14 protein-coding genes are annotated in these 17710 nt (G+C 63.8%); all 14 read right to left on the bottom strand.

The window, feature by feature from the left end:
* Positions 1-8: 8 nt before the first annotated feature.
* Positions 9-878 (bottom strand): outer membrane protein assembly factor BamD, encoded by an 870-nt coding sequence (locus LB513_RS09030; RefSeq protein WP_224663129.1) that lies wholly within the window; start codon positions 876-878, stop codon positions 9-11.
* 264 nt (positions 879-1142) lie between these two features.
* On the bottom strand, positions 1143-2093 hold the full coding sequence (gene lpxC, locus LB513_RS09025) for a UDP-3-O-acyl-N-acetylglucosamine deacetylase (protein ID WP_224663128.1): 951 nt from the start codon (positions 2091-2093) through the stop codon (positions 1143-1145).
* 280 nt (positions 2094-2373) lie between these two features.
* Complete coding sequence (gene ftsZ, locus LB513_RS09020; RefSeq protein ID WP_224663127.1) at positions 2374-4062, bottom strand: cell division protein FtsZ; 1689 nt, start codon at positions 4060-4062, stop codon at positions 2374-2376.
* 68 nt (positions 4063-4130) lie between these two features.
* Positions 4131-5438: a cell division protein FtsA gene (gene ftsA, locus LB513_RS09015; RefSeq protein ID WP_224663126.1), complete on the bottom strand. Its 1308-nt coding sequence runs from the start codon at positions 5436-5438 to the stop codon at positions 4131-4133.
* On the bottom strand, positions 5435-6376 hold the full coding sequence (locus LB513_RS09010; RefSeq protein ID WP_224663125.1) for a cell division protein FtsQ/DivIB: 942 nt from the start codon (positions 6374-6376) through the stop codon (positions 5435-5437). The genes ftsA and LB513_RS09010 overlap by 4 nt, the downstream gene beginning before the upstream one ends.
* Positions 6364-7290 (bottom strand): D-alanine--D-alanine ligase, encoded by a 927-nt coding sequence (locus LB513_RS09005; protein WP_224663124.1) that lies wholly within the window; start codon positions 7288-7290, stop codon positions 6364-6366. Before LB513_RS09005 ends, LB513_RS09010 begins: the two co-directional genes overlap by 13 nt.
* A 302-nt stretch (positions 7291-7592) precedes the next feature.
* Entirely contained in the window at positions 7593-8558 is a 966-nt protein-coding gene (gene murB / locus LB513_RS09000) for a UDP-N-acetylmuramate dehydrogenase (protein ID WP_224663123.1), read from the bottom strand.
* Positions 8555-9961 carry a UDP-N-acetylmuramate--L-alanine ligase gene (murC, locus tag LB513_RS08995; protein WP_224663122.1) on the bottom strand — a complete coding sequence of 469 codons (1407 nt, stop codon included), beginning with the start codon at positions 9959-9961 and terminating at the stop codon, positions 8555-8557. The genes murB and murC overlap by 4 nt, the downstream gene beginning before the upstream one ends.
* A complete protein-coding gene (gene murG / locus LB513_RS08990; protein WP_224663121.1) occupies positions 9958-11082 on the bottom strand; it encodes an undecaprenyldiphospho-muramoylpentapeptide beta-N-acetylglucosaminyltransferase in 1125 nt (374 codons plus the stop codon). The genes murC and murG overlap by 4 nt, the downstream gene beginning before the upstream one ends.
* Before the next feature lies 1 nt (position 11083).
* Entirely contained in the window at positions 11084-12235 is a 1152-nt protein-coding gene (ftsW, locus tag LB513_RS08985; protein ID WP_224663120.1) for a putative lipid II flippase FtsW, read from the bottom strand.
* Positions 12235-13635 (bottom strand): UDP-N-acetylmuramoyl-L-alanine--D-glutamate ligase, encoded by a 1401-nt coding sequence (gene murD / locus LB513_RS08980; RefSeq protein WP_224663119.1) that lies wholly within the window; start codon positions 13633-13635, stop codon positions 12235-12237. The genes ftsW and murD overlap by 1 nt, the downstream gene beginning before the upstream one ends.
* 8 nt (positions 13636-13643) lie before the next feature.
* Positions 13644-14726, bottom strand: coding sequence for a phospho-N-acetylmuramoyl-pentapeptide-transferase (mraY, locus tag LB513_RS08975; RefSeq protein WP_224663118.1), 1083 nt, complete (start codon positions 14724-14726; stop codon positions 13644-13646).
* A 23-nt stretch (positions 14727-14749) separates the two neighbouring features.
* The gene (locus LB513_RS08970) at positions 14750-16207 is read right to left on the bottom strand and encodes a UDP-N-acetylmuramoylalanyl-D-glutamyl-2,6-diaminopimelate--D-alanyl-D-alanine ligase (protein ID WP_224663117.1); all 1458 of its coding nucleotides are present in this window, start codon (positions 16205-16207) and stop codon (positions 14750-14752) included.
* Positions 16204-17658, bottom strand: coding sequence for a UDP-N-acetylmuramoyl-L-alanyl-D-glutamate--2,6-diaminopimelate ligase (locus tag LB513_RS08965; protein ID WP_224663116.1), 1455 nt, complete (start codon positions 17656-17658; stop codon positions 16204-16206). Before LB513_RS08965 ends, LB513_RS08970 begins: the two co-directional genes overlap by 4 nt.
* Positions 17659-17710: the final 52 nt, after the last annotated feature.

The raw sequence follows: 17710 nt of genomic DNA, 5'->3' as shown, positions 1-17710 counted from the left end.
CGCCTGCATCAGGCGCCGGTGATCAGCTTCCCGGCCTTGGAAATCCACGAGCCGGCGTTCTCGCGCGGCGCAAGCCCATTGCTCTGCAGCAGCTTGTAGGAGTCCTTGTACCACGGGCTGTCGGGGTAGTTCGTGCCGAGCACGGCCGCGGCCGTCTGCGCCTCGGAGGTCAGCCCCAGCGCGTAGTAGCTTTCGGTCAGGCGGGCCAGCGCTTCCTCGACGTGACGCGTATTGGAATACGTCTCCACAACGGTGCGGAAGCGCTTGACTGCGGCGATGTACTCGCGGCGCTCGAGATAATAGCGGCCGATCTGCATCTCCTTGCCGGCGAGCTGATCATTGGCAAAACGGATCTTTTCCTTGGCATCGTCGACATATTCCGACGTCGGCCAGCGCGTCACCAGATCCTGCATCGTCTGCACGGTCTGCCGCGCTTCCTTCTGATCCTGTGTCACATCCTTGATCTGCCGGTAGTAGCTCAAGCCGATAATGTACTGAGCATAGGCGGCGTCATCGGTCGACGGGTAGAGCGTGAGATAGCGCTTGGCGGAGCTGATCGCCTCGTCATAATGGCCCTGGCGATAATCGGCGAAGGCGCCCATCACCATCGATTTGCGGGCAAACTCCGAATAGGGATGCTGGCGGTCGACCGCATCGAACTTGCGGCTCGCCTCTTGCAGGCGGCCGGCGTTCAGATTGGCGAGGCCTTGATTATAGAGCACATCCGCCGGCTCGGTCTGGTCGACATAGGTCGACAGGTCGATATCCTTTTCCGACGACATGCAGGCCGAAAGGAGGAGCGATGGAACGACCATCGAAAGCGCCAACAAGACGGAAGGCCGCGGCGCTTTCGATTGACCAATTCGCTTGAAGACCATGATTGGATTCCGCCCTTTCGGCGTTGTTTCAATGCTTGTCGCATGTCGCCGTCACAAAACAAGCAAGCAACTTCAAGCGCCATGCACTAATCGACGGCAGCAGCCATAAACCATAACCGCCGTGCCGGGCAACGCTATCTCCGGCCAATCGCACATTTTTGTGGCGGTCGGGCGCTACCTGGCCAACCAGGCGATTTCCCCAAGGGGTGATACATCCATGCAACAGCCCGTGGGTCGTTCTGAAATCCGAAAAACGGCGAAGAATCAGATCATCCAAGGCGCGTAGAGTGGAGCCTTGACGGCGTTCATCTCGGCGGTCCGTCCCCGTTCGCGGCGCGTCGTCTCGACGATCTCGAACGCGGTGCGGTCCGACAGCAGCCGGCGCAAAGCGGCGGCATTCATCCTGTGGCCGCCACGATAGGAGCGGAAGCAGCCTATGAAGCGGGCGCCGGCCAAGGCCAGATCGCCCATGGCGTCAAGCGTCTTGTGGCGGACGAATTCATTGGGGTAGCGCAGGCCGCCCATATTGATGACGCGGTGATCGTCGCCGATAACCAGCGAATTCTCCAGCGACGAACCGAGCGCATAGCCGGCCGCCCACAGCCGCTCGACATCCTTCATGAAGCCGAAGGTGCGGGCGCGCGCGATGTCGCGGCGAAAAATATCGGCGTTCAGGTCGGACGCGAAAAGCTGACGGCCGATGGCCGGACTTTCGAAATCGATCTCGATCTCGAAACGGGTGCCGTCATAGGGCCTGAACTCCGCCCACGAGGCGCCGTTCTCGATTCGAACCGGCTTGATCACCCTGATATAGCGCCGCTTGACCGGCAGCGCCTCGATGCCGGCCTGATCGATGGCATCGACAAACGCCATCGCGCTTCCGTCGAGAATGGGGACCTCGCGGCCGTCGATCTCGATCACGACATTGTCGATGCCAAGTCCGAATAGCGCGGCCATGATATGCTCGACCGTGGCGATATGCTCTCCGGCCGGGTCACCCAGCATGGTGCAGAGATCCGTTGCACCAACTTCCGAAACCAGGGCGCGGAATTCACGGATTTGACCGCTTTCGTTGGACAGATGGAAGACGACGCCGGTATCGGCATCCGCCGGCACGAAGCTGATGGAAACTTCCTTGCCGCTGTGGACGCCGGTGCCGGTAAGCGACGCGCGCGTCTTCAATGTCGTCTGATGGTCGTGCAAAACAATCCCCATAAGCCCGTATTGCCTGGGTCCGCTTCGCCACTGGAGCGCGCGGCTCTTGTTTGAATCGGCGGGCGAGGCAATTTCCCCCGAAATCCCGACGCACCGACCATGGTAGGCAGCCAAGATAATGTTGCGGGTGGGATACTCCAAATCACGGTTTCTTACCCTTTGTAACCGCTCGCCGAGATCCAAGCCCAACGTAACCTCTTGATATAGCATGCTTTTAAACGTTAATGGGCAAGCAGTAACCCTGCTCGCCCGTTAACAATCATTACTGTGCGTTTACCAATCAGTTGGCTTGGCGGCGCAGGAAGGCCGGGATTTCCAGCTGATCGTCGTCGTGAGTCGGCCTCACCTGCGGCGTCAGGCGGCCCTGGTCGTCGAGTTGGCCGCGGCGCGGTGCGTAGAGCTGCGAATCCTGGCTGGCAAGACGGCGCACTTCAGGCGCGGCCTGCCGCAGCTTGGGTTCACGCGGCTGCGCCGGTTGCAGGCGGGCAGGCTCTTCCTCGCGGCGGGTCAGGCCATTCGTCAGGCGCTTCAGAAGGCCCATCGGCCCGCTGTTCTCATGATCCTGCGGACGGCCCTTGGCATCCACCTCGGCCTTCACCACCGGCGGAAAGTCCTCGACGCGCGGCATGCGCTGCGGAGCCATCTGGACCGGGCGCGGCGCTTCGGTCTGCAGAACTTCGCGAGGCTGCTGAACCGGCTGGACCATCTGCTGGACCACGGGCTGCGGCATCGGCTGCGGCGCTGCGGGCGGAGCCTGGAAGATCTTGCTCTGCGGACGGAAATCGTCAGCGTGAGCAACGGGCGCCGGGCGCGCATGGGCCATGGCCGCGGCATTCGCTTCAGCCAGGTTGATCGCTTCGGCGACCGGGTCGACGGCGCGCGGTTCGTAAGCCGGCTGCTGGACAGCCGACGGGCGGTTTTCGACGGCGGCGACCGCGGGACGGCCGGTCGGCTTCGGCGGCGCGCTGCGGATCGAGATCGGCGCGGCGGCGATTTCAGCCGCGGACTTGTCGATGCCCGTTGCAACCACCGAGACTCGGATGACGCCTTCGAGTTCCTCGTCGAAGGTGGCGCCGAGGATGATGTTGGCGTCCTGGTCGACCTCCTCGCGGATGCGGGTGGCGGCCTCGTCGACTTCGAACAGGGTGAGGTCGCGGCCGCCGGTGATCGAGATCAGCAGGCCCTTCGCACCCTTCATCGAGGTCTCGTCGAGCAGCGGGTTGGCGATGGCGGCCTCGGCGGCGGCCATCGCGCGGCCCTCGCCCGAAGCTTCGCCCGTGCCCATCATTGCCTTGCCCATCTCGCGCATCACCGAACGCACGTCGGCGAAGTCGAGGTTGATCAGGCCTTCCTTGACCATCAGGTCGGTGATGCAGGCGACGCCTGAGTAAAGCACCTGGTCGGCCATCGCGAAGGCATCGGCGAAGGTGGTCTTGTCATTGGCGAGGCGGAACAAATTCTGGTTGGGGATGACGATCAGCGTATCGACGCATTTCTGCAATTCCTCGATGCCCAGATCCGCCGTCTTCATGCGGCGCTGGCCCTCGAAATGGAACGGCTTGGTGACGACGCCAACGGTGAGGATGCCCTTTTCACGCGCGGCGCGGGCAACGACCGGTGCTGCCCCGGTGCCGGTGCCGCCGCCCATGCCGGCGGTGACGAAGCACATATGGGTATTGGTCAGATGATCGAGAATCTCATCGATGCATTCTTCGGCGGCCGCGCGGCCGACCTCAGGCTGCGATCCGGCGCCAAGACCCTCGGTGACATGCGCGCCAAGCTGGATCAGCCGGGAGGCCTTCGACATGGTCAGCGCCTGCGCATCGGTGTTGGCAACGACGAACTCGACGCCCCGCAGACCCGCGGTGATCATGTTGTTGACGGCATTGCCGCCACCGCCGCCGACACCGAACACGGTGATGCGCGGCTTAAGCTCGGTGATGTCCGGCTTCTGCAGATTGATGGTCATTGTCTCCGTCCTTTTGCCTTTAACGCCGCTTCGCCGCCGCGGCCGCCTAATGGGGCTGTCCCCGTCAATTAGAAACTGTCTCTCAACCACTGACTCATGCGATGCAGTTTTCCGCCTGTTCCGGTCATTCTCAGACCGGAAATTCCTTTCGCATGATGGCTCTCGAAACTCGCCATCTGCGGATAGATCAGAAGCCCGACCGCGGCCGAAAACGCCGGGCCTTTCGCCGCTTCCGGCAGACCTGCCACGCCAAGCGGACGGCCGATGCGCACGTTGCGCCCCAGAATGCGCCTTGCCGCTTCGGGAAGGCCGGCCAGCTGGCTGGCGCCGCCCGTCAGCACGACGCGCTTGCCGACCGCGTTGCCATAGCCCGACTTGTTCAGCCGGTCGCGCAACAGTTCCAGCGTCTCTTCGATGCGGGCACGCACGATTCGGGTCATCACCGAGCGCGGTATCTGCAGCGGCACGTCGCCATCGTCGCCGATCGGCTGGATCGACACCAGGTCGCGGTCGTCGGCGCTGCCCGGCAGGGCCGAGCCATGCATCACTTTCAGCCGCTCGGCGGCATCGAGCGAGGTCGAAAGCCCCTTGGCCATGTCCAGCGTGACATGATTGCCGCCGATGGCGATGGCGTCGCCATGCACGAACTTGCCTTCCGAGAACACCGAGATTGTCGTCGTGCCGCCACCCATGTCGATGCAGGCGGCGCCCATTTCCAGTTCGTCGTCGACCAGTGCGGCCAGGCCGCTGGCATAGGGCGTCGCCACCATGCGCTCGACCGACAGATGCGAGCGGTTGATGGAAAGTTCGAGATTGCGCATCGGCGCGGCGTCGCCCGTCAGCACATGCATGTCGACGCCGAGCGTGTCGCCAACCATGCCGCGTGGATCGCGCACGCCGCGCTCGGCATCGAGCGAGAAGCCCACGGGGAGCGAATGGACGACCTCGCGCTCGGCCTTCAGCGCCTGCTTGGCGCCGGCGCCCAGCACGCGCTTGATGTCGGCCTCGTCGGCCTCATGGCCGCCAAGGTTGATGGTCGCCGAAAAAGCTTCGCTCTTCAGCCTGCCCGCCGTCATGTTGACGATCAGCGAATCGACCGTCAGCCCCGCCATGCGCTCGGCGGCGTCGACAGCAAGGCGGATGGCATGTTCGGCCCGGTCGAGATCGACGATCACCCCCGACTTCACGCCCTGCGATTTCTGGTGGCCGATGCCGACGACCTGGATTCGGTGCGAGCGGCCGCGCAGCAGCTTGCCGTCTTCGCGCGGCTTGAGCTTGGCCACCATGCAGCAGACCTTGTTCGAACCGACATCCAGCACCGTAAGGGTGCCGGAACGGCGCGACGAGGCATCGCCAGAACCGCCGAGCCAGCTCATATCTTCGTCTCCGGCTTGTGTTTCAGGCTCTTCGGCTTCTCGCTGAGCGCGGCTTCGCGCTGCGTCGCGGCTTCTGGCGTCAACTGCACGACCAGCCGGTCCGACAGGCGCATGTCGACCGCCGCGATATCGCGCGACAACAACCCATTGTCGTGGTCCATGCCGACAAGTTCGGCGATGGCCTGATCCTCGCCATCCTCGGGAAGCTTGACGGTGATGCCGTTGTCGAGCTTCAAGTCCCAGCGCCGCTCGCCGACGCGGACATAGCCTTTGACCCGGCTGGCGAGCTCGGGATATTTTTCCATCCTCGCGAGGAAATCGGGCGCCATGGCCGGCGCACCGGTGCCGATCAGCAGCGGCAGCAGCACCTGCTTGCCGCCGGAGAACGGCGCGATCACGGCGCCATCCTGCTCGATGACCGAGAGCTTATCGCCCTGCTGCCACAGCGCGAAGGCCTTGCGCTCCTCGACGCGCACTTCGAGCGTGTGCGGATAGACCTTGCGCACAGCCGCGACCTCGATCCAAGGCAGGCCCGAAATCCGCTCGCGCGCCGCCTCGACATCGAAGCCGATCAGCGACGTCCAGCCGTCGAGCTCCAGCCTATCGAGGATGTCGATCTCCGAGGTCTGGCGATTGCCGACCACCTTGACCTGGTCGACGGCAAATCCGGTGCGGGCGGTGATGCTTTGAACGATACCGTCGGCGTGGCCGCCGAGACAGGCGCCGTAGACGCCGCTCGAGGCAAGCAGCACGGCCGACATGACCCCCATCAGGAAACGTGGCGGCTGCACTTCACCGACGCCCAGTCGCGCCAGGACGCGCACCGGGCGGCGAAGCATGCGCGGCAGCACGAAATGGTCAAATGACAACGACAGGCCGAACAACGCTGGCCCAGCCGCGCTCCTCTCCCTACCTTGTCCCCATTTCAACGCAGACACGAAGCGTCCTCCACCATCCAACTCAACAAATCGCCAAACGAGTGCCCAGCCTGGGCGGCGATCTCAGGCACCAGCGACGTCGGAGTCATTCCCGGTTGGGTGTTGACCTCGAGCCAGACGATCTCGCCGTTTTCGGAATGCCGATCGTCATACCGGAAGTCCGACCGGGAAACGCCCCGGCAGCCGATCGCTTGGTGAGCCTTGAGCGCCAGTGTTTGTATTTTTTGGTAAATATTCGGTGAAAGTTTTGCGGGGCATTCGTGCTTTGATCCCCCGGCGACGTATTTTGAATCATAGTCGTAGAAGGAATGGCCGGTCGGAATGATCTCGCAGACCCCCAGCGCCACGTCGCCCATGACAGCACAGGTAAGCTCGCGGCCATGCACGTAGCGCTCCACCATGACGGTGTCGCCATATCGCCACTCGGACGAGCCGATAAGCTGCGGCGGATGCGACTGGCCTTCATGCACGATCACGACGCCGAAGCTCGACCCTTCGTTGACCGGCTTGACCACGTAAGGCGGCTTCATCGGATGCTTGTTCTGGATGGCGAAGCGGTTGGCTACCTTTGACTCGGCGACAGGGACGCCGACAGACTTGCCGACCCGCTTGGCCTGCTCCTTGTTCATGGCCAACGCCGACGCAAGCACGCCGGAATGGGTGTAGGGAATGCCAAGATATTCGAGGATGCCCTGGATGGTGCCATCTTCGCCAAAGGGACCATGAAGCGCGTTGAAGGCGACATCGGGCTTGAGTTCGGCAAGCACCGAGCCGACGTCGCGCCCGACATCGACGCGGGTGACTTGGTAGCCTTCCTTCTCGAGTTCATCGGCGCAAGCCTTTCCCGACGACAGGGACACGGGCCGCTCGGACGAAAACCCACCCAGCAGGACGGCCACATGCTTGTTTTTCATTCCCCGTCATCCCCTCTCACGGCGGACCAAAAACCAAGATTTTCCGCAACATTGAGTCAGAGTCTCCCGGCAGGTTGCCCCCCCCAGACGGAAAACGCTGAAAACGCGTCGAACGACTCAAATCAGGAAACGCTTTTAAGCAGAGAATCAGAGAGTTGATTCACTGGCAAGTGCTTACGATTCCGAGAGATTCACTTTCCGTGAAAACGGATGCGAAAACCCTCTCATTGAGTCTTTGGAGCAACGGTTACGACGCTGTTTCAGCGCTTGCACTTCATGTATCACATGAACTTCAGACCGGGCTAAAGGAGCTGCCCAAGAAACTCCTGGACGGCATGTCCCGGCCGGAAATTGCCGATGCGCTTGATTTCCCACTGCAGCCGGATTCCGGAGTTCTCGAGCACCCGAGCGCGCACGGTCTCGCCGAGATATTCGAGGTCGTAACCGGTCGCCGTTCCGGTGTTGATCATGAAGTTGCAATGCATCGGAGACATCTGCGCGCCGCCGATCATCAGCCCCCGGCAACCCGCTTTGTCGATCTCCTTCCAGGCCGACGTGCCTTCCGGATTCTTGAAGGTCGAACCGCCCGTCTTCTCGCGGATCGGCTGCACGGTTTCGCGGTGGTTCTGGACCGCTTCCATCGCCGCCTTGATCGTGGCCTTTTCCTCGGCAAAGCCCTCGAGCACGGCCGAGGTGAAGATGAGCCCGGAGTGCGCCGATGAATGGCGATAGGCATAGCCCATCTCGGCACTGCTCAGCGTATGGACATTGCCGTGGCGGTCGAGCGCACGCACTTCCACGACACGCTCGCGCGTCTCGACGCCATTGGCGCCGGCATTCATCCTCAGCGCGCCGCCAATGGCGCCTGGAATACCGTGGTAGAAATGAAATCCCCCGATCCCCGCTTCATAGGCCGCGGCCGCCACGCGCTTGTCGGGGGCCGCGGCGCCGGCCTTTATGGTGGTCGGTGAAGTGATTTCCGTCTCGCCAAAGCCCTTGGCCGAAAGGCGGATGACAAAGCCCGCAATGCCACCGTCGCGAACCAGCAGGTTCGAGCCGATGCCGACCATGGTCAGCGGGATTTCCTCTGGCACCGCCTTGAGAAACGTGGCGAGATCCTCCTCGTCGGCCGGCTGGAACAGCACTTCGGCCAACCCGCCGGCGCGAAACCATGTGATCTTGTCCATCTCGGCATTCGGCGTAAGGCGCCCGCGCAAGCCCGCAAGCCGGTCTCCGAGTCGCTCGATCAGAGCCTGGCCGCGCATCATGAGACGGTCCCGCCAAGCTCCTTCGGAAGCGCGTAGGCCCATTGCGTGATGTTGCCGGCGCCAAGGAAGACGACGAAGTCGCCGGGCTTGGCGAGGTCACGAATGATCGGCGCGATATCGGCCGGCCCTTCGATGTAACGGGCATCGCGATGGCCGCCGGCGCGGATGCGCGACACCAGCTCGTCCGAGGTGACCCCGTCGATCGGATCCTCACCCGCGGCGTACACTGGCGCCACCATCACCGTATCGGCATCGTTGAAGCAGGCGGAGAACTCGTTGAACAGATCATGCAGCCGGGTGAAGCGGTGCGGCTGGGCGATGGCGATGACGCGTCCCTTGGTCGCGCTGCGCGCCGCCTTCAGCACCGCCGCGATCTCGACCGGATGGTGGCCGTAATCGTCGAAGACGTCGACGCCGTTCCAGGACCCCGTATGCGTGAAACGGCGCTTGACGCCGGCAAAGGACGACAATCCCTTCTTGATCGCCTCGGCCGACAGGCCAAGCTCATGCGCGACGGCGATCGCGGCCGTGGCATTCGAGACGTTGTGACGGCCGGGCATTGGCAGGCGAAGCCCCGATATCGTGGTCTGCCCGCCGCTCTTGCGGTCGCGGATCACGACGTCGAATTCCGAGGTTGCGCCCGCCATGCGGTGGTTGGTGAAGCGCACATCGGCCTGCGCGTTCTCGCCATAGGTGATGACCCGGCGATCCTCGATGCGGCCCACCAGCGCCTGCACCTCCGGATGGTCGGTGCACATCACGCCGAAGCCGTAGAACGGCACGTTCTCGACGAATTGGCGGAACGCCTCGCGCACCTTGTCGAAACTGCCATAGTGATCGAGATGCTCGGGATCGATATTGGTGACCACGGCGATCTCCGCCGGCAGTTTCAGGAAGGTGCCGTCGCTTTCATCGGCCTCGACCACCATCCATTCACCATCGCCCATGCGGGCGTTGGTGCCATAGGCGTTGATGATGCCTCCATTGATGACCGTAGGGTCGAGCCCGCCCGCCTCAAGCAGCGTGGCGACCATGGAGGTCGTGGTGGTCTTGCCATGCGTGCCGCCGATCGCGACCGCCTGGCGGAAACGCATCAGTTCGGCCAGCATTTCGGCGCGGCGCACGATCGGCAGCAATCTCTCTCGCGCGGCGTTCAGTTCAGGATTGGTTTTCTTGATCGCTGTCGAGACGACAACCACCTCGGCGTCACCAAGATTCTCGGCCTTATGGCCGACGAAACACTCGATGCCCTTGTCGCGCAACCGCTGCACATTGGCGCTCTCGGCCTGGTCCGACCCCTGCACCTTGTAGCCGAGATTGTGCAGCACCTCGGCGATGCCGCTCATGCCGATGCCGCCAATGCCAATGAAATGCACAAGGCCGATGGTCTGCGGCATCTTCATGGTTGCGTCCCCTTCCTGAATTCCGAGACTGTTTTTTTGGACGCAATAGCCTCTGCGAGATCGGCGAGCAACCGCGCCGCGTCATGCTTGCGAACCGATTTGGCCGCCTGGGCCATGGCCGCGAGCCTATTATGGTCGCTCAGCAGTGCCAGGATCTCCGCCGCGAGCGCAGCTGGGTCGAGTCCGGGCTGGCGGCGCATCACCGCACCGCCCGCATCCACCAGGATTTGCGCATTGTGACCCTGGTCATCGTCGAGCGCGTGCGGAAGCGGCACGAGGATGGACGGCCTCCCGATCACGGAAAGCTCCAGCACCGTCGACGCGCCGGAGCGCGAGACGACGAGATGGGCTGCGGCCATGCGCGCCGGCAGATCGGAAAAGAACGGCGCAACCTCGGCCTCGATGCCGAGCGCACGGTGGCGTTCGCTGACCCGCGCCTGGTCCTCGCCGCGCGCCTGCTGCACGATCCTCAGCCGCGAGCGCATGGCGGCCGGCATTGCCGCAACCGCCTCGGGCACCGTGTCAGAAAAATAGCGCGCGCCCTGGCTGCCCCCGAAGACAAGCAGGCGCAACGGCCCGCCGGGCTCGGGAGTGGCAAAGGGTGTGCCGGCCACGTCGAGCACCGCCTGCCGGACCGGATTGCCCGTCTCCACGATTTTTGTGGAGAAGGGACCGGACGCCTTGAGGAAACCCCCGGCGATCGCCGTCACGCGTGGCGCGAGCGCCTTGTTGGCGCGGCCCATCACCGCGTTCTGTTCGTGGATCAGCGTCGGCACCCGGCGTCGCGTCGCGGCGAATAGCGGCGGCAGCGTCGGATAGCCGCCGAAGCCCACCACGGCACTCGGCTTGAGCCGGGAAATCAGCGCGGACGATTGCCGGAATCCGCGCCACAAGGCCCAGAAGGTCCTTGCGACGGCCAGCGGCTGTCTCGAGCCGAACGTGCCGGAAGCGATGGCGTGGATGCCGTCGCCGGGAAATTTGCCGGCATAGCGCTCGGCACGGTCGTCGGTGGCCAGATGCACCGACCAGCCGCGCGCTTTCAGCTCATGTGCCAACGCCTCGGCCGGAAAGAGATGCCCGCCGGTTCCGCCCGCCGCGAGAAGGATGACGCCCTTGGCCATATCACTCCGCCGGAACGGCGCGCTGCGACAGGCCAAAGCCCATCTGCTTGCGCTTTTCCGGCCGCTTGCGCGTCAGCGCCAGCACCATGCCCATGGAGATGGCGATCGCGATCTGCGACGAGCCGCCATAGGAGATGAAGGGCAACGTCATACCCTTGGCCGGCATCAGCTGCAGATTGACGCACATATTGATGACGGCCTGCAGGCCAAAAACGGTGACCAGCCCGCCAACGGCATAGCGGGTGAAGTCGTCATGCTCCTTCAGCGCCGCGTTAAGACCGCGCAACACGATGAAGGCGAAGATCGACATGATGAAGAAGCACATGATCAGCCCGAATTCCTCTCCCGCGACCGAGAAGACGAAATCGGTATGGGCATCCGGGACGATGCGCTTGACGGTGCCCTCGCCCGGCCCAACGCCGAACCAGTTGCCGTTGATCAGCGCCTCGCGGCCCATATCGACCTGGAACGTATCGCCTTCCCCGGTCAGGAACTTGTCGATGCGCAACGCGACGTGCGGAAACACCGTGTAGGCGGCGAACACACCACCTACGCCGAGGCCGCCCAGCAGGATGATCCATATCCACGGCAGCCCGGCCATGAAGAACATGATGCCCCAGGTGCCGGTCGTAAGCATCGTCTGGCCGAGGTCGGGCTGGGCGACGAGCAACGAGACGACCAGAACCAGCAGCAGCATGGCGAACAGATTGCCTGGAATGTCGGGCTGGCGCTTGTGCTCGGCGAACAGCCAGGCGCACATGACGACGAAGGCGGGTTTCAGGAATTCTGACGGCTGGATCGACAGGCCGGCCAGAGACACCCAACGGCGCGCGCCCTTCACCTCGACGCCGACATAGAGCACCGCCACCATCAGCACCAGCATCAGGCACAGCATGATCAGTGCCATGCGCCGGATCTCGCGAGAATCGAGGAACGAGACCGCCAGCATGACACCGAGCGCCGGCACGGTGAAGATGATCTGCCTTGTGGCGAAATGGAAACTGTCGAGGCCGATGCGCTCGGCCACCGCCGGGCTGGCGGCGAAGGACAAGACGATGCCGAGCCCCATCAGCGACAGGAACGCCGCCAGGAACCAGCGATCGATAGTCCACCACCAGGTGGCAACCGGACTTTTGTCGAGACGGCTCTGCATTAACGTGCCCCTCCGATGGGCTTCACACCCGCGACAGCATTCACGGCTTGCCGGAAGGCCTCGCCGCGAACCTCGAAATTCTTGAACTGATCGAAACTCGCGCAGGCCGGTGACAGCAGCACCACCACCTCGCCACCCTCGTCGCCGGCCGCGTCATGCGCGGCGTGCTCTACCGCCGCGGCCAGCGTGCCGGATATTTCATACGGCACGGCCTCGCCCAGCGTCGCCGAGAAGGCAGGCGCGGCCTCGCCGATCAGATAGGCCTTGGCAATGCGCGGAAAGAAGCCGCGCAACGGCTCGATGCCGCCTTCCTTGGGCAGGCCGCCGGCAATCCAGTAGATCCGCGGGAAGCTCGAAAGCGCGGGCGCAGCGGCGTCGGCGTTGGTGGCCTTGGAATCGTTGATGAACAACACATGGTCCTTGCGGCCGACCTGCTCCATGCGGTGCGCAAGGCCCGGGAAGCTTTCCAGCCCGGACTGGATTTCGCCAAGATCCAGTCCGACCTTGAGGCAGGCGGCAACTGCGGCCAGCGCGTTTTGCGCATTGTGCTGGCCTCGCAGCGAACCGATGCCTTCGAGGAAGGCGATGCGGCTGTAGCGGCCATGCACGGCTTCCATCAGATCGGTGCCGTCGGCGAAATAGCCATCGGTGAGCGGCAGCCGCTTGGAGATGCGTATCACATCCCTGCCCGTCCGCTCGAGCCGCTCGGCGATCTGCGCGCACCAGGAATCATCGATGCCGACGATGGCGGTTTCGCTGCCGGCCACCAGCCGCTCCTTGATCGCCGCGTAGTGCTGCATGGTGCCGTGCCGGTCGAGATGGTCGGGCGTGAGGTTGAGCAGGATGCCGGCCGTCGGGTTGATCGAGGGCGCGAGATCGATCTGGTAGGACGAGCATTCGACGACATAGTGCCGGTCGGGCGTTGGCGGATCGAGCGTCATCACCGCGCGGCCGATATTGCCGCCCATCTGGGTGTCTCGTCCCGCCGCCTTCAGTATGTGCGCGCTGAGCGCGGTCGTTGTCGACTTGCCGTTGGTGCCGGTGATGGCGATGAAGGGCGAGTTTGGCGCTGCGAGAACCCTCTCGCGGCAGAAGAGCTCCACATCGCCGATAATCTCGACACCGGCGCCACGCGCCAATTCCACTGTCCAATGCGGCTTGGGATGGGTCAGCGGCACGCCCGGCGAGAGCACGAAAGCCGAGAACTTTGCCCAGTCGGCGCCGCGCAGATCACTGGTCGCGATACCCGCGGCGCCAGCCTTGGCGACGCTTTCGGGATTGTCGTCCCACGCCAGCACGTCGGCCCCGCCCTCGATCAGCGCCCGTGCGGTCGCAATTCCCGAGCCACCGAGCCCGAAGAGCGAAACGCGCTTGCCTGCGAAGGATGCCGCGGGGATCAATTGGATGCCTATCTGAGCTTGAGGGTGGAAAGGCCGACCAGCGCCAGGATGACGGCGATGATCCAGAAACGGATCACCACCTGGCTTTCGGTCCAGCCGAGCTTTTCGAAATGATGGTGGATCGGCGCCATCAGGAACACGCGCTTGCCTGTCATCTTGAAGTAGCCGACCTGGATGATGACCGAGAGGATTTCGACGACGAACAGGCCGCCGACGATGACCAGCACGATTTCATGCTTGGTCGCGACCGCGATCGTGCCGATCAGGCCACCCATGGCAAGCGAGCCGGTGTCGCCCATGAAAATTGCCGCCGGAGGCGCGTTGAACCAGAGGAAGCCGAGGCCGGCGCCGATCACAGAGCCAAGCACGACCGCGAGTTCGCCCGTTCCCGGCACGAAATGGATCTGCAGATATTCGGCGAACACCGCATTGCCGGAGAGATAGGCGATGACGCCGAACGACGCGGCCGCGATCATGATCGGCACGATTGCCAGCCCGTCCAGGCCGTCCGTCAGATTGACCGCGTTGCCCGCGCCGACGATGACGAAGCAGGAGAACGGTATGAAGAACCAGCCGAGATTGATGATAAATTCCTTGGCGAAGGGAAATGTCAGCGACGAGGAGAACGGCGCCTGGCCGTTATGCATGATCACCCAGGCGGCGATGCCCGCGATGACGAATTCAAGCGCCAGCCGCGCCTTGCCGGAAAAGCCGAGATGCGATTGCTTGGTCACCTTGAGGTAGTCGTCGTAAAAGCCGATCGAACCGAAGCCCAGCGTCACCAGCAGCACGACCCAGACATAGATGCTCGACAGGTTCGCCCACAACAGCGAAGAGCCGATGATGCCCGACAGGATCATCAGCCCGCCCATGGTCGGCGTGCCGGCCTTCTTGAAATGGGTCTGCGGCCCGTCGGCGCGGATCGGCTGGCCCTTGCCTTGCCGCAGCCGCAGCGAATTGATGATGCCCGGCCCGAAGATGAAGACGATCAGCGCCGATGTTATCAGCGCGCCGCCGGTACGGAAGGTGATGTAGCGGAAGACATTGAAGACCGAGACCTTGTCCGCGACATCGACGAGCAGTGTAAACATGCGCTTTCGTCCCCCGACCAGACCTAGGTCTGTTTGCTGCTTGTTGTTTCAGCCGGGAATTTGCCCAGCAGCGCATCGACCAGTTTTGCAAAACCGATGCCCTTCGACGATTTGACCATCACCACGTCACCTGGCCGCAGCGCCGCCAGCAGCACCGGCTTCAGTTCCTCGACGCCGGCGTAATATTCGGTCTTGACCTCGGCGGGCAGCGCCTGCGCCAGCGCACGCATTTCCGGACCGCCGAGGAAGACGGTCTGCGTGGCGGTGCCGACAATGAGACCTGCAAGCGCCGCATGCAGCTTGGCCGAGTGGTCGCCAAGTTCGAGCATATCGCCCAACACTGCGATGCGGCGGCCCTCGCCGGTCACCGGAGTCGCGTTGAGCAACGCCATGGCGGCGGCCATCGAAGCTGGATTGGCGTTGTAGCTCTCATCGATGAGCGTGATCGGTCCACCGGCCTGGCCGGAAGCAGAGCCACCGGGGTGACGCAGCACATGCCGCTTGCCGCGCCCGCGCTCGGCGGAGAGATCGGCCAACGCCAGCGCCACCTTGTTGAGATCGGCGCCGACCAGATGCGCCGCTCCCAGCACCGCCAGCACATTCTGCACCATGTGACGGCCAGGCGCGCCGACGCGGGCGATCATGTCATGACCGTCGATCCTGGCGGCAATGTCGGAATGGTCCGCATGGAGATCGCATTCGACCAGTTTGAACGTTGAGCGCGCATTCTCGCCGAAGCCATAGACATGCTCGACACCGGCGGCATGCGCCATCTTGTCGAGCAGCTTGAAGCGAGCGTCGTCGCGGTTGAGGACGGCGGCCCCGCCGGGCTCCAGCCCTTCGAAGATCTCTGCCTTGGCCTTTGCGATCTCATCCAAATTGCGGAAAAAGCCGAGATGGGCCGCCGCGATCATGGTGACGATGGCGACATGCGGTCTCACCATCTTGACCAGCGGCCGGATCTCGTCGGGATGGTTCATGCCGATCTCGAAGACGGCATAGTCGCAATCGTCGGGCATGCGCGCCAGCGTCAGCGGCACGCCCCAATGATTGTTGAACGATTGTGCGGACGCGTGCACCTTGCCAACCGCCGACAGGACATGGCGGAGCGCTTCCTTGGTGGTGGTCTTGCCGGCCGAGCCGGTCACCGCGATAATTTTAGCTTGCGAGCGGGCGCGTGCCGCGACACCAAGCTTTTCCAGCGCCGCCAGCACGTCTTCGACGACGATGATCGGCGCCGTCAGCCGGCCGAGCGAGGGCAGCCTGCCTTCCGCCACCACCAGCACGCCGGCCCCGGCCTTGATGGCCGCGGTGACGAAATCATGTCCGTCCATCGCCTCGCCCTTGATCGCGAAGAACGCATCGCCGGGCTGCAGGCTGCGGGTGTCGATCGAAATGCCGGATATGCCCTCCGGCATCGGGCCGAGCGGCCGCCCGTCCATCGCGGAAACCAGCGCCTCTGAGGTCCATAGCAGGCTCATGCGGCACGCTCCAGCAGCGCGGCGCGCACCTCTTCATGATCGGAAAAGTGCAGGGTCTGCGACCCGACCGTCTGGCCCTCCTCATGGCCCTTGCCGGCAACGATCAGCGTATCGCCGGCGTGCAGCATGGCCACAGCCTCGTGGATCGCCTGGCGCCGGTCGCCGATTTCAATGGCCCCGGGTGCGGCGACGAGGATGGCCGCACGGATTGCCTGCGGCACTTCCGAACGCGGATTGTCGTCGGTGACGATGACGACATCGGCAAGACGCGTTGCGATCTCGCCCATGATCGGCCGCTTGCCGCGGTCGCGGTCACCGCCGCAGCCGAACACGACAAGGACGCGGCCAGTGGTGAACGGTCGCACCGAGGCGAGCACGTTTTCAAGCGCGTCCGGCTTGTGGGCGTAATCGACATAGACGGGTGCGCCATTGGCGGTGGTGCCGACGAGGTCGAGCCGGCCAGGCGCGCCCTTGAGTTTCTCAAGCGCCATCAGAGCTTTGGCGACAGGTGTTCCCGTCGAAATGGCGAGCCCGGCCGAAACTAGCGCATTCGCAATCTGGAAATCGCCGGCCAGCGGCAGGTCGATCTCGTACAGCTCGCCTCCGGCCTCGACTTCGGCGCGCTGGCGATGGCGCTCGTGCTCGACCCGCTTCAGCCTGAGGAAATCGCCGTTGCGGCCGACGGTGAGCACGTCGAGCCCAGCAGCCCGTGCCGCCTGGACCGTAGGCGCCGACCAGGCATCGTCTGCGAAGATGACTGCCGGAGCGCCTGTCGGCAGCAACGTGTCGAACAGGCGCAACTTCGCTCGATGATAGTCTTCGACCGTTGGATGATAGTCCATATGGTCGCGGCCGAGATTGGTGAAACCGCCGGCGGCAAGCTTCACACCGTCGAGACGGCGCTGGTCGAGCCCGTGGCTCGAGGCCTCCATCGAAGCATGGGTGACGCCGGCGTCGGCCAATTCGGTGAGCAATTGGTGCAAGGCAACCGGATCGGGTGTCGTCAGCGAACCGTAATCATTGCGGCCAGGCGCCACCACGCCCGTGGTACCGATCGAGGCGGCGGCATAACCGGCCTGCTCCCAGATCTGCCTGGTGAAGGCTGCGACCGATGTCTTGCCGCTGGTGCCGGTCACCGCGACCATCACTTCCGGTTGCTTGCCGAAGAAACGCGCCGCGCTGAGCGCCAGCGCCAGGCGCGGATCATCGACGGTCATCACGGGAGCGCCCAATGGGCCAAGATGCCCACCCGGCCCGGCAACGATCGCGACGGCGCCACGCTTGATTGCGTCGTCGGCATAGGCCGAGCCGTCCGCCTTGCTGCCCGCGAGCGCGAAGAAGACCACGCCAGGTTTTACCTGGCGTGAATCCGAGGAAATCCCGGTAATGTCCATATCGAGGGAAGCTGTTCCTTGGACTGGCAGGATACCGGCTAGATCTCTGAGCTTCATCGAGTCCCGTTCACCGCAACAAAATAGCGCGCAGTTGCCGGCGCGCCCCAAG

Origin of the sequence: Mesorhizobium sp. ES1-1, from assembly GCF_020164785.1 — a bacterium.
Classification (GTDB): domain Bacteria; phylum Pseudomonadota; class Alphaproteobacteria; order Rhizobiales; family Rhizobiaceae; genus Mesorhizobium.
Note: the sequence above shows the minus strand (reverse complement) of the source record. Positions and strands in the feature narration are given on the sequence as shown.

Bases quoted from the DNA above. Each gene is read 5' to 3' on its own strand.
- lpxC (WP_224663128.1), bottom strand. From the start codon at position 2,093: ATGGGGATTGTTTTGCACGACCATCAGACGACATTGAAGACGCGCGCG.
- ftsW (WP_224663120.1), bottom strand. From the start codon at position 12,235: ATGCAGAGCCGTCTCGACAAAAGTCCGGTTGCCACCTGGTGGTGGACT.
- ftsA (WP_224663126.1), bottom strand. From the start codon at position 5,438: ATGAGCTGGCTCGGCGGTTCTGGCGATGCCTCGTCGCGCCGTTCCGGC.
- LB513_RS09005 (WP_224663124.1), bottom strand. From the start codon at position 7,290: ATGAAAAACAAGCATGTGGCCGTCCTGCTGGGTGGGTTTTCGTCCGAG.
- murC (WP_224663122.1), bottom strand. From the start codon at position 9,961: ATGAAGATGCCGCAGACCATCGGCCTTGTGCATTTCATTGGCATTGGC.
- LB513_RS08970 (WP_224663117.1), bottom strand. From the start codon at position 16,207: ATGAGCCTGCTATGGACCTCAGAGGCGCTGGTTTCCGCGATGGACGGG.
- LB513_RS08965 (WP_224663116.1), bottom strand. From the start codon at position 17,658: ATGAAGCTCAGAGATCTAGCCGGTATCCTGCCAGTCCAAGGAACAGCT.
- murG (WP_224663121.1), bottom strand. From the start codon at position 11,082: ATGGCCAAGGGCGTCATCCTTCTCGCGGCGGGCGGAACCGGCGGGCAT.
- LB513_RS09030 (WP_224663129.1), bottom strand. From the start codon at position 878: ATGGTCTTCAAGCGAATTGGTCAATCGAAAGCGCCGCGGCCTTCCGTC.
- ftsZ (WP_224663127.1), bottom strand. From the start codon at position 4,062: ATGACCATCAATCTGCAGAAGCCGGACATCACCGAGCTTAAGCCGCGC.
- murB (WP_224663123.1), bottom strand. From the start codon at position 8,558: ATGATGCGCGGCCAGGCTCTGATCGAGCGACTCGGAGACCGGCTTGCG.
- mraY (WP_224663118.1), bottom strand. From the start codon at position 14,726: ATGTTTACACTGCTCGTCGATGTCGCGGACAAGGTCTCGGTCTTCAAT.